13 protein-coding genes are annotated in these 14567 nt (G+C 63.3%); 2 read left to right on the forward strand and 11 right to left on the reverse strand.

Annotated features, from left to right (window positions below):
- Positions 1-8 precede the first annotated feature (8 nt).
- Together ACK56M_RS13185 and ACK56M_RS13190 are read right to left on the reverse strand one after the other, a co-directional pair.
- Positions 9-1400 (reverse strand): GntP family permease, encoded by a 1392-nt coding sequence (locus ACK56M_RS13185; protein WP_217190448.1) that lies wholly within the window; start codon positions 1398-1400, stop codon positions 9-11.
- A 269-nt stretch (positions 1401-1669) separates the two neighbouring features.
- Positions 1670-3052 carry a sigma-54 interaction domain-containing protein gene (locus ACK56M_RS13190; RefSeq protein WP_015270254.1) on the reverse strand — a complete coding sequence of 461 codons (1383 nt, stop codon included), beginning with the start codon at positions 3050-3052 and terminating at the stop codon, positions 1670-1672.
- Between the two features lie 143 nt (positions 3053-3195).
- Here ACK56M_RS13190 and ACK56M_RS13195 point away from each other — a divergent pair, with 143 nt between their 5' ends.
- Entirely contained in the window at positions 3196-4047 is an 852-nt protein-coding gene (locus ACK56M_RS13195) for an RHS repeat-associated core domain-containing protein (RefSeq protein ID WP_411959505.1), read from the forward strand.
- 24 nt (positions 4048-4071) lie between these two features.
- Positions 4072-5100: an IS30 family transposase gene (locus ACK56M_RS13200; protein WP_188258425.1), complete on the forward strand. Its 1029-nt coding sequence runs from the start codon at positions 4072-4074 to the stop codon at positions 5098-5100.
- A gap of 73 nt (positions 5101-5173) precedes the next feature.
- Here ACK56M_RS13200 and ACK56M_RS13205 read toward each other — a convergent pair whose 3' ends face one another.
- The 9 genes from ACK56M_RS13205 to ACK56M_RS13245 all read right to left on the reverse strand — a co-directional run bounded on the left by ACK56M_RS13205 (position 5174) and on the right by ACK56M_RS13245 (position 14564).
- Positions 5174-6190, reverse strand: coding sequence for an ABC transporter permease (locus ACK56M_RS13205; protein ID WP_015270256.1), 1017 nt, complete (start codon positions 6188-6190; stop codon positions 5174-5176).
- The gene (locus ACK56M_RS13210; RefSeq protein ID WP_100413742.1) at positions 6190-7248 is read right to left on the reverse strand and encodes a microcin C ABC transporter permease YejB; all 1059 of its coding nucleotides are present in this window, start codon (positions 7246-7248) and stop codon (positions 6190-6192) included. Before ACK56M_RS13210 ends, ACK56M_RS13205 begins: the two co-directional genes overlap by 1 nt.
- Positions 7245-9173 (reverse strand): extracellular solute-binding protein, encoded by a 1929-nt coding sequence (locus ACK56M_RS13215; RefSeq protein WP_102084098.1) that lies wholly within the window; start codon positions 9171-9173, stop codon positions 7245-7247. Before ACK56M_RS13215 ends, ACK56M_RS13210 begins: the two co-directional genes overlap by 4 nt.
- A gap of 13 nt (positions 9174-9186) precedes the next feature.
- Positions 9187-9468: a peptidylprolyl isomerase gene (locus tag ACK56M_RS13220; protein ID WP_015270259.1), complete on the reverse strand. Its 282-nt coding sequence runs from the start codon at positions 9466-9468 to the stop codon at positions 9187-9189.
- A gap of 80 nt (positions 9469-9548) precedes the next feature.
- Complete coding sequence (locus tag ACK56M_RS13225; protein ID WP_085720108.1) at positions 9549-10604, reverse strand: 3-deoxy-7-phosphoheptulonate synthase; 1056 nt, start codon at positions 10602-10604, stop codon at positions 9549-9551.
- A 555-nt stretch (positions 10605-11159) separates the two neighbouring features.
- Complete coding sequence (locus ACK56M_RS13230) at positions 11160-11711, reverse strand: YbhB/YbcL family Raf kinase inhibitor-like protein (protein ID WP_013972562.1); 552 nt, start codon at positions 11709-11711, stop codon at positions 11160-11162.
- Positions 11712-11759: 48 nt separating this feature from the next.
- Entirely contained in the window at positions 11760-12068 is a 309-nt protein-coding gene (locus tag ACK56M_RS13235; protein ID WP_015270261.1) for a hypothetical protein, read from the reverse strand.
- A 146-nt stretch (positions 12069-12214) separates the two neighbouring features.
- Positions 12215-13180 carry an endonuclease gene (locus ACK56M_RS13240; protein ID WP_015270262.1) on the reverse strand — a complete coding sequence of 322 codons (966 nt, stop codon included), beginning with the start codon at positions 13178-13180 and terminating at the stop codon, positions 12215-12217.
- Positions 13181-13379: 199 nt separating this feature from the next.
- On the reverse strand, positions 13380-14564 hold the full coding sequence (locus tag ACK56M_RS13245; protein ID WP_170976247.1) for an MFS transporter: 1185 nt from the start codon (positions 14562-14564) through the stop codon (positions 13380-13382).
- Between the last annotated feature and the right edge of the window lie 3 nt (positions 14565-14567).

Consider the following 14567-nt stretch of genomic DNA (forward strand, 5'->3'; position numbering starts at 1 on the left):
AAAGCTCCTTAGACGATGCCGGTGGCGTAGAACGTGGCGATGACCACGAACACCGCCAGGGTCTTGATCAGGGTAATACCGAAAATGTCCTTGTAGGCCTCGCGGTGGGTCAGCCCGGTCACGGCCAGCAGGGTGATGACCGCACCGTTGTGCGGCAGGGTGTCCATGCCACCGCTGGCCATGGCGGCCACGCGGTGCAGTACTTCGAGCGGGATGTTGGCGGCATTGGCGGCGGCGATGAAGGCGTCGCCCATGGCCGCCAGGGCGATGCTCATGCCGCCCGAGGCAGAGCCGGTGATGCCGGCCAGCAAGGTCACGGTAATCGCTTCGTTGACCAGTGGGTTGGGGATACCGCGCAAGGCGTCGGCCAATACCAGGAAGCCCGGCAGCGAGGCGATCACCGCGCCAAAGCCGTATTCCGAGGCGGTGTTCATGGCCGCCAGCAAGGCACCGCCCACGGCGCTTTTGGTGCCTTCGGCCAGGCGGGCACGGATGGCGCCGAAGGCACACACCAGCACCATCAGGATGCCCACCAGCAACGCTGCCTGCACCGCCCAGATGGCAGTGAGCTTGGCCACATCGCTTTGCACCGGTGCGCTCATGCCGGGCAGTTGCAGGCTGTGACTGGGGCCGTACCACTGCGGGATCCAGTGGGTGAACAGCAGGTTCATCACCCCCACCAGCAGCAGCGGTGACAGAGCCAGCCAGGGGTTGGGCAGTGCCAGGTCGGCAGCGGTCTCCGGTTCGTTGCGCAAGTCGCTGCCATAGCCTTCACCGGCGCGCTGGGCCTTGTTGCGCTGGCGCTGCAGGTAGGCCATGCCGGCGCAGAACACGAACAATGTGCCGATCAGGCCCAGCCATGGCGCTGCCCAGGCGGTGGTGTTGAAGAAGGTGCTGGGGATGATGTTCTGGATCTGCGGGGTGCCGGGCAGGGCATCCATGGTGAACGAGAACGCGCCCAGGGCGATGGTTGCCGGGATCAGGCGCTTGGGGATATTGCTCTGGCGGAACATCTCGGCGGCGAACGGGTACACCGCGAACACCACCACGAACAGCGAAACGCCGCCATAGGTGAGCAGCGCGCAGACCAGCACGATCACCAGCATCGCCTGGCGGGTGCCGAGCACGCGGATGGCGGCGGCGACGATCGAGCGCGAGAAACCGGACAGCTCGATCAGCTTGCCGAACACGGCGCCCAGCAGGAACACCGGGAAGTAGAGCTTGATGAAGCCGACCATTTTCTCCATGAATACCCCGGTGAATGCGGGGGCCACGGCGGACGGGTCGGTGAGCAGTACCGCACCGAGGGCGGCGATGGGGGCGAAGAGGATTACGCTGTAGCCGCGGTAGGCAGCCAGCATCAGCAGGGCCAGAGCGGCTAGGGCGATGAGCACGGTCATCGGGGTGGGTCTCCTGGGTGAGTCTTGTTTTTATCGGTGAGCAGGAGATAGCGGGAATCGTGCCAGTTTTTAACTCATTGATTTATATGGGTATTTTGTTTTCTTCTGAATTTTTGTCTCTGTCTTGAGATTTTGGGGCCGCTTTGCGGCCCATCGCGACACAAGGCCGCTCCTACATGTGCACCGCAATCTCCTGTAGGAGCGGCCTTGTGTCGCGATCGAGGGCAAAGCCCTCGCGACAGTCTCGAAATGGAAACAAAAGTCTCCAGTCAGAGACCGAGCGCTACCATCTTCTTATACAGCGTTGACCGCCCCAGTCCTAACGCCGACGCAGCTTCCGGCACATTTCCCCCATGTTCGGCCAGTGCCCCGACAATCAGCTCGCGCTCAAATGCCTCACAGGCCTCACGGTAAGTCTGCCGCATAGGTTCACCCGCCACCGGGCTCAACGGCCCCAATGCCGCCCGAAGATCCGCCACCCCCAGCCGCGGCTGATCCGCCAGCAGCGTGGCCCGCTCCAGCACATTGCGCAGCTCGCGAATGTTCCCCGGCCATGCATGCCGCGCCAGTAGCTGCTGCGCTTCGGCCTCGAGCTCATACTGGCTGCCCAGTTCGCCCAGGATGGCCTCGCACAGCGCCGGCAGGTCCTCCAGCCGTTGCCGCAGTGGTGGCACCTCGATCGGCAGCACATTCAGCCGGTAATACAGATCGGCGCGGAATGCCCCGCGGGCGATGGCGGCCTGCAGGTCGATGGAAGTGGCGGCAATGATGCGCACATCACTGCGCAGCATCTGATTCGAGCCTACCGGCTCGTACTCCTTCTCCTGCAACACCCGCAGCAGCTTGCTCTGCAGGGCCAGCGGCATGTCGCCGATCTCGTCGAGGAACAGCGTGCCGCCTTCGGCCAGTTGCAGCTTGCCGCTGCGGCCCTTGCGGTCGGCGCCGGTAAAGGCGCCGGGGGCGGTACCGAAGAATTCGGCTTCCAGCAGCGTCTCGGGGATCGCCGCACTGTTGATGCTGACAAACGCCTTGTGCGCCCGCGCCGACGCCGCATGGATGGCATGGGCCAACAGTTCCTTGCCGGTGCCGGTTTCGCCCAGCAGCAACACCGGCGAATCACTGCTTGCGCCACGCCGGGCGCGGCGCTTGGCCTCCAGGCTGGCGGCGCTGCTGCCGACGAACTGGGCGAAGCTGTACTTGGCCTGGCGAGCGCGCAACTGCGAGCGGGTCGAGGCCAGTTCCTGCTGCATGCTGGAATAGCGTTTGAGCAGCGGCGACAGGCTGCGCAACTCGTCGAACAGGGCAAAGCCGATGGCACCGATTAGCGCGCCCTGGTCGTCGTGGATGGGCAGGCGCATAACCACCAGCGGCTCGTTCGGGGTGTCGAGCATGTCCAGCAGGATTGGCCGGCCATTATTCACCACCTCGCGCATCAGGCTGCCCGGGATCACCGCCTCGCAGGGTTGGCCAATAGCGCTTGCCGCGTCGGCCAGGCCAAAACGCCGGGCGTAGCGTTCGTTCATCCAGACGATGCGCGCCTGGCGGTCGACGATTACCGTGCCTTCGCTGGACTGTTCGATGATTTCGAACAGCGAGCGGATCGCCAGTTGTCGTACCTGGGGGTAATCCTTGAGGCTGTCGCTGTCGTGCATGGGGCTCCCCTTTGAGTAACAAGGGAGTATGCCTTGTTCCCCTTGTCATTAGAATGGTGCGTGGCACTAGTAAAACTGCCAGTTTTAATTGTCGCGTAAAAAATATATGTTGGGGTAGTGCGGCCAGATATCAAGTGAAGGAAATGCATACTCGCCGATTTTACAAAATTGATAAAATGATTACCGTTTTAGTAGCGGGAGAATCAGTCTCGCTATTTCAGGTGAAGGCTGCATGCTTGGCAACGTTGTCCGGCAAGAAGTGTACGATGGTAGTTAGTGATGCGAAGCACACGGGATTGGCGTTTCTGTGTAATCGCACGCTTGATATTCATACGTATTTACCCTTCGGGTATTCTGCCCAGGCGCTTATCCATCCGTTGAGGCCTGGATATAATGGAGAATGGTTGTGTTCAGCTTCAGGCGGGTATCTGTTAGGGAATGGTCATCGCGTATTCAAGCCACAACGCATGGGTTTCGAATCGCCAGACGCATTAAGCCCCTTTGGGGCCGGAGGTATTAACGCTTACACTTATTGCCAAGGCGACCCTTTAAACTATGTGGACCCGTCCGGACAGTTCAGGATTGGCCGGCTAAAATTTTCTAATCTCTTCAGGTGGCCATTCAGAAAACGTGTGCGAGTCAGCGATCGTCAAGTGAGCAAGGGCGTCGCGGCTGTTACGAAAGCGCTGGTGGGTGGCTCAGAGCAGCAAAAAGCATCGCTGCGAAAACTCAGTGAGGATCGCCGTGCTTTTAATGAGCTCTCAAATGAAGTATTAGCGCTCGGTTCGACTGCCTTTGGCATCTCATGGCGTGGCTCTGATTATCGTGGCATCATTACGGATATTGTTGTTGAGCCGTTTTATTGGCAGCAAAGAAAATTTTCGTATGCACATCAAATTAGTCTGCTGGAGGATCGAAAGGCCTTCCTAACAGCATTTGTGGGGGCTGGGCCGGATCAAGACCTGGCGGCGGCAAAAACTGAGTGCAACACCTGACCTTTCCGGTACGGTGCTGCCCCTATGTCTTATTCCGAACTCAGCGTTGAAGAACGCGCCACCATTCAAATCGGTCGTACCCAAGGCTTCAGCCTGCGCAGGATTGCCTGCTTGATCAACCGATCCCCTTCGACCATCAGCCGTGAGCTGCGCCGTAACCGAGGTGCTTGCGGTGGCTACTCGGCCCGCCTGGCCCAGCAGCAAATGCAGGCCCGCCGCCAACGCTGTCGACCGAAACGAAAGCTCTTGCCGAGTAGTGAGCGCTTCCAGTTGGTGGCCCATATGCTGCGCGAGCGTTTGTCTCCCGAGCAGATTGCCGGCAAGCTGCGCAGCATGAACATTCCCAGCCTCAGAGAAGCCTACGTCTGTCGCGAGACGATCTACAACGCGATCTATGCCCTGCCAGTGGGTGAGCTGCGTAAGGAGCTGATCATCTGTCTGCGCCAAGGCAAGACGACGCGCCGACCGCGCTCTGGTGGCGTGGATCGGCGCGGCCAGATCCCCGAGATGGTCAGTATTCATGTGCGCCCGCCGGAGATTGAAGACAGGCTGATGCCGGGGCATTGGGAAGGCGACCTCATCAAGGGCAAGGCCAACGCCTCGTGTGTAGGCACGCTGGTGGAGCGAACCAGTGGCTACCTGATGCTGGTAAAGATGAACGACGCGACGGCGACCTCGGCGATGGAAGGCTTCAGTGCAGCGCTCAATGGCATGCCGCTGGCGATGCGCAAGAGCATGACCTACGACCAGGGCCGAGAAATGGCGCGGCATGCTGAAATCACCCAGCAGACCGGGGTGGCAATTTACTTCTGCGACCCGCACAGCCCCTGGCAGCGCGGCAGCAACGAAAACATCAACGGCCTGATTCGCCAGTACTTGCCCAAGGGCACAGACCTGTCGGTACATAGCCAGGAGGAGCTGGACGCCATTGCCTTGCAACTGAATATGCGTCCCCGTAAGCGCTTCGATTTCAAATGTCCGATCGAAATGATGAGTGAGGTGATGCAAAAGGCCATGGCTATGCGGCACGATGCGCCCACTTCAATCCAATAACCGTGTTGCACTCAGCTTCTGCAACCGCCCCTTATTCCTTTGGCACAAGCTGTAAGTGCCAGTCAGGCGTTGATCAGGTCCGGGGGTCAAAGGCCTCCCGCAAGGCATCCCCAATAAAAACCAGCAGCGACAGAATCACCGCCAGGGCAAAGAACGCGGTAAAGCCCAGCCACGGCGCCTCCAGGTGCTGTTTGCCCTGGGTCACCAGCTCTCCCAGCGAAGCACTCCCGGCCGGCATGCCGAACCCGAGAAAATCCAGCGCAGTCAGGGTGGTGATCGCCCCGGTCAGCATGAACGGCACATAGGTCAGCGTTGCGTTCATGGCATTGGGCAGGATGTGCCGCAGCATTACCTGGCTGTCTGGCAACCCCAGCGCCCTTGCGGCCTTCACGTACTCCAGGTTGCGACCGCGCAGGAACTCGGCGCGCACCACATCGACCAGGGTCAGCCAGGAGAACAGCGCCATGATCCCCAGCAGCCACCAGAAGTCCGGCTCGACGAACCCGCTGAGGATGATCAGCAGGTACAGCACCGGCAACCCCGACCACACCTCCAGCAGGCGCTGGCCGACCAGGTCGATCCAACCACCGTGGTAGCCCTGCAGGGCTCCGGCCGCCACCCCGATCAGCACGCTGACCACGGTCAGGGCGAAGGCGAACAGCAAGGATACCCGCGTGCCATACAGCACCCGGGCCAGCACGTCGCGGCCCTGGTCGTCGGTACCCAGCCAGTTGCTTGCGCTCGGCGGGCTGGGGGTGGGCACCTGCAGGTCGTAGTTGGGGGTATCGGCGCTGAACGGGATGGGGGCGAACAGCATCCAGCCACCTTGCTGCTCGATCAACTGGCGTACATAGGCGCTGCGGTAGTCTGGCTGGAACGGCAGCTGGCCGCCGAACTGCTGCTCGGTGTAACGCTTGAGCGCCGGCACGTACAGGTCGCCCTTGTAGCCCAGCAGCAGCGGTTTGTCGTTGGCCACCAGCTCGGCGCACAAGCTCAGCAGCAGAAGTGCGGTGAACAGCCACAGCGAAACCCAGCCGAGGCGGTTGCGGCGAAAGCGTTGCAGGCGACGACGCGAGATCGGTGAAAGCATCAGTATGCCCTCGCGTCGAAGTCGATACGCGGGTCGAGCAGGGTGTAAGACAGGTCACCGATCAGGCGGATCAGCAGGCCCGCCAGGGTGAAGATGAACAGCGTGCCGAACACCACCGGGTAATCGCGCGACACGGCCGCTTCGTAACTCATGCGGCCAAGGCCATCGAGCGAGAAGATCACCTCGATCAGCAACGAGCCGGCGAAAAACACCGTGATCAACGCCTGCGGCAACCCCGCCACCACCAACAGCATGGCATTGCGCAGCACGTGGCCATACAGCACCCGGCGTTCGCTCAGGCCCTTGGCGCGGGCGGTAACCACGTATTGCCGGGAAATCTCGTCGAGGAAGGCGTTCTTGGTCAGCAGCGTCAGGGTGGCGAAGCCGCCGATCACCAGGGCGCCGACCGGCAGCACCAGGTGCCAGAAGTAGTCGGCGACCTTGCCAAGCAGGCTGAGCTCGTCGAAGTTGTCCGAGACCAAGCCACGCACCGGGAACCAGCTCAGCGAGGTGCCGCCGGCGAACAGCACGATCAGCAACAGGGCGAACAGGAACGAGGGCAGGGCATAGCCGACCACGATCAGTGCACTGCTCCAGGCATCGAAGCGGCTGCCATGGCGCACCGCCTTGCGGATGCCCAGCGGGATCGACACCAGGTAGGTGATCAGCGTGGCCCAGAAGCCCAGCGACAGGGTTACCGGCAACTTGTCGAGGATCAGGTCGGTGACCTTGGCGCCGCGGAAGAAGCTGTTGCCGAAGTCCAGCCGGGCGTACTGGCCCAGCATCAGCCACAGGCGCTCGGGGGCGGACTTGTCGAAGCCGTACTGACGTTTGATCTCCTCGATCAGTTTCGGGTCCAGGCCACGGGTGGCACGTGACTCGCCGTGCACCACCTCGGCCCGGGCACCGGGAGCGCCACCGCCGATACCTTGCAGGCGTGCCACCGCCTGCTCCACCGGGCCTCCCGGTGCGGCCTGGACGATCAGGAAGTTGACCAACAGGATCGCCAGCAGGGTCGGGACGATCAGCAGCAGACGGCGCAGTAGGTAAGTGGTCATGGCGAGGATTTCCGGCGTTCGGCCATTTGCGCGTTGGTCAGCGCGGCAGGGCTGACTTCCCACCAGGTGTCCAGGCCTTCGTCATAGGCAGCCTGGACCTTGGGCAGGCCGAAGCGGTTCCACCAGACAGTGGAGCTGCCCGGTGGGTAGTAGTTGGGGATCCAGTAGTAGTTCCATTGCAGCACCCGGTCCAGGGCATGGGCGTGGTACAGCATGTCGGCCTGGGTGTCGGCGCGCACCAGGCCGTCGATCAGGCGGTCCACGGCAGGGTCCTGCAGCACCATCAGGTTGTTCGACCCAGGATCGCGGGCTGCTGCCGAGCCGAAATAGTTGTACAGCTCGGCGCCAGGCGACAGGGTGACCGGGTAGCCGGTAACGATCATGTCGTAGTCACGTGCCATCAGGCGGTTGACGTACTGGGCCGAATCGACGTTGCGGATGTCCAGGGTCACGCCAATCTGGGCCAGGTTGCGCTTCCAAGGCAGCAGCAGGCGCTCCATGCCTGCCTGGCCGTTGAGGAAGGTAAACGCCAGCGGCGTGCCCTGGCTGTTCACCAGGCGGTCGCCTTCGGGGCGCCAGCCGGCTTGTTCGAGCAGCGCCAGTGCCTGCAGCTGCTGCTTGCGGATGATCCCCGAACCATCGGTGACCGGGGCGGTGAACACGGTGCTGAAGACTTCGTCCGGCACCTTGCCGCGCAACGGTTCGAGCAGTTTCAACTCGCCGGCATCCGGCAGTTGGCGGGCGGCCAGCGGGGTATTGGAGAACACGCTCTGCTGGCGGATGTACATGTTGCGCATCATCTGCCGGTTGCTCCACTCGTAGTCCCACAGCATGCCCAGCGCCTGGCGCACGCGACGGTCCTTGAACGGCGGCCGGTCGAGGTTGAACACGAAGCCTTGGGCCACCTGCGGTTTGGCCGGGCCCAGGTGGGCGCGCTGCAGGCGGCCGTCGTCCAGTTGCGCGCCGTTGTAGCCCAGGGTGTAGGCGGTGGCGGAGAACTCGCGGTTGTAGTCGTAGCCGCCGCCTTTGAGCACCTGCCGCGCCACTTCGGTATCACCGAAGTACTCGATGCGCAGCTTGTCGAAATTGTAGCGGCCACGGCTGACCGGCAGATCGCGCGCCCACCAGTTGGCGTCGCGCTGGAAGGTGATGCTGCGGCCGTTGTCGATGCTCCCGATACGGTACGGCCCGCTGCCGACCGGCTTGTCGAAGCCGGCGCCGTTGGCAAAATCGCGCTGCTGCCAGTCGTGTTCGGGTAGTACCGGCAAGCTGGCGAGGTCGAGTGGCAGGGTGCGGCCGTGGTCAGGCTTGAAGTCGAAGCGCACGCTGTGTGGGCTTTCCACCACGACGGCGGCAACATCGGCGAACTGGGTGCGATACCTCAGGCTGCCCTTGCTCATCAGCAGCTCGAAGGTAAAGCGTACGTCTTCGGCGCGCACCGGCTTGCCATCGGCGAAGGTGGCGCGCGGGTCGATCTCGAAACGCAGCCAGGCATCCTCCGGGCCGCGCTCCATGCGCCGGGCGATCAGGCCGTAGACGGTGTAGGGTTCATCGAACGAGCGCACGGCCAGTGGCGCGTACAGCAGGCCATCGACCTCGCTGACACCGATGCCTTTGTCGATGTACGGCAGGATATGGTCGAACTGGCCGATCTCGATGGCCGAGCGGCGCAGGATGCCGCCTTTGGGGGCGTCGGGGTTGACGTAGTCGAAATGCTGGAAGCTGGCGTTGTAGCGCGGGGCTTCGCCGTAGACGGTGAGGGCGTGGGTGGAGCCGGCGTGGGCGTTGAAAGCCAGGCAAAGCAGGAACAGGCACCACAATCTCTGTAGGAGCGGGCGTGCCCGCGAATGCGTCAGCTCAGGCAACGAGGCTGCATGCTCGGACGCATTCGCGGGCACGCCCGCTCCCACAGGGGATCTCATCACCTGAACAGGTGAATCAGTCCTGGCGGCTGGTCACTTCCAGCAGGTGGTAGCCGAACTGGGTCTTCACCGGGCCTTGCACGGTATTGATCGGGGCGCTGAACACCACGGTGTCGAACTCCTTGACCATCTGGCCCGGGCCGAACGAGCCCAGGTCACCGCCCTGGCGGCTGGACGGGCAGGTGGAGTTGGCTTTGGCGATTTCAGCGAAGTCGGCGCCTGCTTCGATCTGGGCTTTCAGTTCGTTGCATTTATCGATGCTGCTGACCAGGATGTGGCGGGCGGTTGCACGGGCCATGGGTACTGCTCCTTGGGGTAAAAAAGGCAAGCCTAGCGTACTTGTCCAGGGTATGTCTCGCCAGGCTTGCGTCCCGCTGCCTAGAGTTTTTGTGCCGCCTCGCGCAACAGGGTTTCGGTCGAGGCCCAACCCAGGCAACCGTCGGTGATCGACACGCCGTATTTCAGCGCGCCCTTGCCCAGCGCCTGGCAGCCGTCGAACAGGTGCCCTTCGATCATCACGCCGACGATCGAGCGGTCGCCGGCCAGGCGCTGCGCCAGCACATCGTTGAAAACCGCCGGCTGACGCGCCGGGTCCTTGCCGCTGTTGGCATGGCTGCAATCGACCATGATCCGCGCCTGCAGCCCGGCCTTGGCCAGCGCCTGGCGGGCCATGGCGATGCTGTTGGCGTCGAAGTTCGGGCCCTTGTGGCCGCCGCGCAGCACCAGGTGGGTGTCCGGGTTGCCCAAGGTCTCGATGATGGCCGGGTAGCCCTGCGCATCCATGCCGAAGTGGCGGTGCGGGTGGGCGGCACTGCGCATGGCGTCGCTGGCGATGGCGATGCCGCCGTCGGTGCCGTTCTTGAAGCCGACCGGCAGCTCCAAGCCACTGACCATTTCGCGGTGGATCTGCGACTCGGTGGTGCGCGCGCCAATCGCGGCCCAGGCCAGAAGGTCATCGAAGTAGCCGGCGGCCATTGGCTGCAGCAGTTCGGTGGCGACCGGCAGGCCGCGTTCGATCATGTTCAGCATCAGCCCGCGGGACAGCGCGATGCCGGCGTGCATGTCGTCGCTGCCATCGAGGTGCGGGTCGTAGGCCAGGCCTTTCCAGCCGACCGTGGTGCGGGGTTTTTCGACGTAGGCGCGCATCACCAGCAGCAGCTTGTCGTCGACTTCGCGGCTGAGGGCTGCCAGGCGGTCGGCGTATTCCAGGGCCGAGCGCGGGTCGTGGATCGAGCACGGGCCAACGATCACCAGCAGGCGCTGGTCGCGGCCTTCGAGGATGTCGCGAATGGCCTGGCGGTGGGCATGGACTTGCTGGGTAAGTTCGCTGGACAGCGGCATTTGCTGCTTGAGCAGGTGCGGGCTGGGCAGGCGCTGGCTGACGGTGGTGTTGGCTGCTTGCGGCTGGGTCAGGGCGAGGCTGGAGGCGTGCATGGCGTTTTTTCCCTGGGCGGACGGCGGGTTCTGGCCCGCGTCGTCGGCCCTATCGAGGTGTTCGACAAATCGTTGAATTCGTATTGGCTGCTGCATTGCCACCTGTGGAAGACCGAACGGAGGCGGCAGGCTGGCCCGAACGGGATTGGCTAAATCGCCAGGCGTAGGTGTTTGCGTAGTAATAAGTGGCGTAGTTCATGAATCTGTCCTCAATGTGAATCGGTGTTGTTCAAAGGCCTGAAAAGCAAAACCCCCGGTCGGGGAGCCGACCGGGGGTTTGAGTATTCTCATGTTCGGCGGCCCCTCGAAGGTGGGCGCCGTGTGGGTATCGGCGCCTAATGGCTAAACCAATACCCAAAGTAATAGCTGGCAGGTGCCACGCAGCCGGCAACGGCCAGCACAGGGCGCAGGGTGCGGCCGGTGTGGTTGGCGTGGTTGCGGGTGTGTTTCGGCATGTTGCTCTCCAGTGAATGAGCCCGAGCTTACTTCAGTTCGGCTGGGCCATTCAATGGATAAATGCTATGGGGGTGTTTAATTGTTCCGGTACGGCCAGGCTCAGTGGCCATAGCGCCCGACCAGGCTCTGCGCCCCCAGCGCGTGGCCTTGCAGCAGTTGCAGCAGGCCGCTGCGGTCCAGGCCTTCGGGCAGGGTACCCAGTGGCAGGTCGGTGGCGATCAGCGTCAGCGCGTAGTGGTGCGGGTTGTCGCCGGCGGGTGGGCAGGGGCCGCGGTAGCTGAGCGTGCCCCGAGAGTTGCGCCCTACGGTCACGCCTTGCCCGGTCAGCCCGGCGACGCCTTCCTTCAGCCCATCCTGGGCCGGGTCGATGTTGTAGGCGATCCAGTGGACCACGCCAATACCCTTGCCGCCGTCCGGATCGAACATGATCAGTGCCAGCGACTGAGTGCCTGCGGGGAGGTTGTCCCAGCTCAGTTGCGGGGTGCGCTCTTCGCCAGCACCACAGGCCGGGTCCGGGCCAACCTGCTGCAAGGCGATCACGCCGCCATCGGTGAACGACGATGAGCTGATCGACAGCGCGCCCTGGCTGCCAGCGACGGCCAAGGCGCTGCACGGCAGCAGGGCGGCGAGCAGCCAGGGTTTGAGGTTCATGGTGAATCCTTGGCAGGGCGTTCCGGCGCAGTGTAGCCCAGGCCGGCCTCAATGGCTGTCCTGGTCCTCGGCGGTGCCACCGGTGTGCCCGGCGCCGGAGCCGGTTGCTTCGCCGGTGCTGTTGGAGCCGCCAGCGGCGCCGTCGGCGGCATCGCTGTTGCTGCCGGTGTCGCTGCTGTCATTGGTTTCGCTGCTGCCTGGGCTGTTGACGCTGCTGTCTTCACCGGCGGTCTTGCCACCGTACTGGTCGGTTTGCGGGCGGCTGTCGGTGTCTGTGTCGGTGGCGGCGAAGCTGGTGCCAGTGACGCTGACCAGGGCGAGGGCAAGGCACAGTGAAAGTGGGCGAATGCGGATCATGGAACCTCTCCTTTACGGATGATCTGTCATTCGTTGGGCTGGGGGCGGGGAGTGGGGTGCCGTCTGGGCGACGGATGGTCATTGTTGCGGGCTGCTGTGCAGCCCGCTCGATTGCAAGGGGGCCGCGCAGGCCCCGAGGAAGGCGATCAGCGGCAGTTGCCCGCCTTGCGATAACCCGCCGCCTGCGCCTCACCCTCTGTGGCGAAGGTGACCTGGTTCTTCGCGGTAACCTGGGTATAGCCTGGGCAGCCGACGGAAAGGTGATAGACATGGCTGTTGCGGTTGCCAAGCACCGCCCCCACCGACCCGGCACTGGCCAGGCTCGGCTTTGCCTCTGGCTTGGCAGCCTTCGCCGGCACCGCTTGCACCACGCCACTGCCGACTGGCTTGTAGTTGGCGGTCCATTTGCGTTCCCCGGTCACGAAGGGGTTGGCATGCCCCATGATCGCGGCAATGCGCCGGTCACGCTCTTTCTCCCAGGCCGATACCGGGTGCTGTTTGTCCCAGGCCATCAGCAACTGCTGCTGTTGGCGCGACATGCTCAGCTTGTAACGGTCGTACATGTAGAAGGTGGTACGGGCGACCAGGCCTTTCACTTCGTCGCGTGGTTCGGCAGCACGCTGCACGAAGTCCACCTTGGTGGTGCACTGCCCGTATTGCCCTGCATTGCCAGCAACCATGCCGTAGTTGAAATTGCTGCGATCACCGTTTACCTCGCCCACTGCCGGGTACAGGTTGAACAGGTCGGCCTCCATGGCGCGGAACACCGGGTCGTCATCCACGCAATGTTCGCGGCCGCCATTCTTCCAGCACTGGCGCTGGTTGCCGAAGGTGTAGGCCGGCACGATGTGTTCCCATTCGGTGCGTTCGGCGCGGTTCTGCTGCTTGCGGGTCTGGTAGCCGCACGAGGCGGCATCGATACGCCCGCCAGACTTGCCCACCCAGGCCCATTTGCAACCGCAGTACAGGTCGCCCATGGCACTGCTGGCCTGGTCCATGTACACCTTCTGCTTGGCCACCACCTTGGCCTCGGTGAAGGTCGCCGGCGGGCTGGCCAGGGCAGGGAGGGTGAAGGAAAACAGTAAGGATACGGCGTAAAGCAGTGATTTCATGGGAAAAACATATTTCAGGTTGGGGCATGCATTGTAATCATTTCCCTGGGGCTGGCCAGCTCGCTGATCCACACCAGTGGGCGGCGCGGGTCGTCGCTGCCCATGAAAATTTCAGGCATTGTGCGGTCTCTGTGGGAGCTGGCTTGCCGGCGATGGGCTGCATGGCAGCCCCGTTCACGCTATCTGTCAGGCCTCAACCTTAGTGCCCACCCTTCATCCGCCGTGCCACCAGGTAGATCCCCAGCCCGACCAGCGCCGTAGCCGCGCCAATGTACCCGGTGCTGGTCCAGCCCATACCTGCGGTAATCGCCATGCCACCCAGCCACGGCCCCAGCGCATTGGCCAGGTTGAACGCCGCATGGTTGGACGCCGCCGCCAGGCTTGGCGCTTCATGGGCAATGTCCATCAGGCGGATCTGCAACGGCGCCGCCAGGGCAATCATGGTGCCGACCAGGCCAATGCCCAGCAGCAGGCTCCACAGCGCCTGGGCGGCAAAGCTGAAGAACAGCAGCACGGCAATCGACCACACCAGCACCAGCCCGACGGCGCGGAACTGCAGGCGGTCGAACAGCTTGCCACCGGCGATGTTGCCGACGATGCCGCCGACGCCGAATGCCGCCAGGCCGAATGGAATCCACTGCGGCGACACCTGGGTCACCTGCAACATGGTCGGCGCCAGGTAGCTGAACACACAGAACATGCCGGCAAAGCCGATCGAGGCGATGCCCAGCGCCATCCACACTTGCGGCAGGGTGAAAGCTTGCAGTTCCTTGCGCGGGTCGCTGCGCACTTCATCGTGGCGCTGGGGCACGTAACGCCAGACCAGGGCGATGGTGCACAGGGCGATCACGCCGACCAGCACGAACGCCGAGCGCCAGCCGAAGTACTGGCCCAGCAAGGTGGCAACCGGGTTGCCGAGCAACATGGCCACGGTCAGCCCCATCATCACCCGGGCCACGGCCCCCGCCCGCTGGTCCTTGGCCACCATGCTCGATGCCACTACCGCCGCGATGCCGAAGTAGGCACCGTGGGGCAGGCCGCTGATGAAGCGGAAGGCGACCAGGCCACCGAACGAGGGGGCGAAGGCGGTAGCCAGGTTGCCAAGGGCATACAGCGCCATCAACAACAGCAGCATGTGCTTGCGCAACAGCCTGGCACCGATGATCGCCAGTGTCGGGGCGCCAACCATCACCCCCAGCGCATAGGCGCTGATGGCATGGCCCACCTGGGGCTCGCTCAATTGCAGATTGCTGGCGATATCGGGCATCAGCCCCATGATGGCGAACTCGCCGGTGCCAATGGCAAAGCTGCCCAGTGCCATGGCAGCTTCCATCTTCGCGACGGTACTTTTGCTAGAGAGAGGGGGTAATTCCTGAACTGACATCTG

Source organism: Pseudomonas sp. s4, from assembly GCF_046764235.1.
Lineage (GTDB): Bacteria > Pseudomonadota > Gammaproteobacteria > Pseudomonadales > Pseudomonadaceae > Aquipseudomonas > Aquipseudomonas asiatica.

Bases quoted from the DNA above. Each gene is read 5' to 3' on its own strand.
- ACK56M_RS13195 (WP_411959505.1), top strand. From the start codon at position 3,196: ATGCATACTCGCCGATTTTACAAAATTGATAAAATGATTACCGTTTTA.
- ACK56M_RS13200 (WP_188258425.1), top strand. From the start codon at position 4,072: ATGTCTTATTCCGAACTCAGCGTTGAAGAACGCGCCACCATTCAAATC.
- ACK56M_RS13235 (WP_015270261.1), bottom strand. From the start codon at position 12,068: ATGATCCGCATTCGCCCACTTTCACTGTGCCTTGCCCTCGCCCTGGTC.
- ACK56M_RS13190 (WP_015270254.1), bottom strand. From the start codon at position 3,052: ATGCACGACAGCGACAGCCTCAAGGATTACCCCCAGGTACGACAACTG.
- ACK56M_RS13225 (WP_085720108.1), bottom strand. From the start codon at position 10,604: ATGCACGCCTCCAGCCTCGCCCTGACCCAGCCGCAAGCAGCCAACACC.
- ACK56M_RS13210 (WP_100413742.1), bottom strand. From the start codon at position 7,248: ATGACCACTTACCTACTGCGCCGTCTGCTGCTGATCGTCCCGACCCTG.
- ACK56M_RS13185 (WP_217190448.1), bottom strand. From the start codon at position 1,400: ATGACCGTGCTCATCGCCCTAGCCGCTCTGGCCCTGCTGATGCTGGCT.
- ACK56M_RS13230 (WP_013972562.1), bottom strand. From the start codon at position 11,711: ATGAACCTCAAACCCTGGCTGCTCGCCGCCCTGCTGCCGTGCAGCGCC.
- ACK56M_RS13205 (WP_015270256.1), bottom strand. From the start codon at position 6,190: ATGCTTTCACCGATCTCGCGTCGTCGCCTGCAACGCTTTCGCCGCAAC.
- ACK56M_RS13240 (WP_015270262.1), bottom strand. From the start codon at position 13,180: ATGAAATCACTGCTTTACGCCGTATCCTTACTGTTTTCCTTCACCCTC.
- ACK56M_RS13245 (WP_170976247.1), bottom strand. From the start codon at position 14,564: ATGTCAGTTCAGGAATTACCCCCTCTCTCTAGCAAAAGTACCGTCGCG.
- ACK56M_RS13220 (WP_015270259.1), bottom strand. From the start codon at position 9,468: ATGGCCCGTGCAACCGCCCGCCACATCCTGGTCAGCAGCATCGATAAA.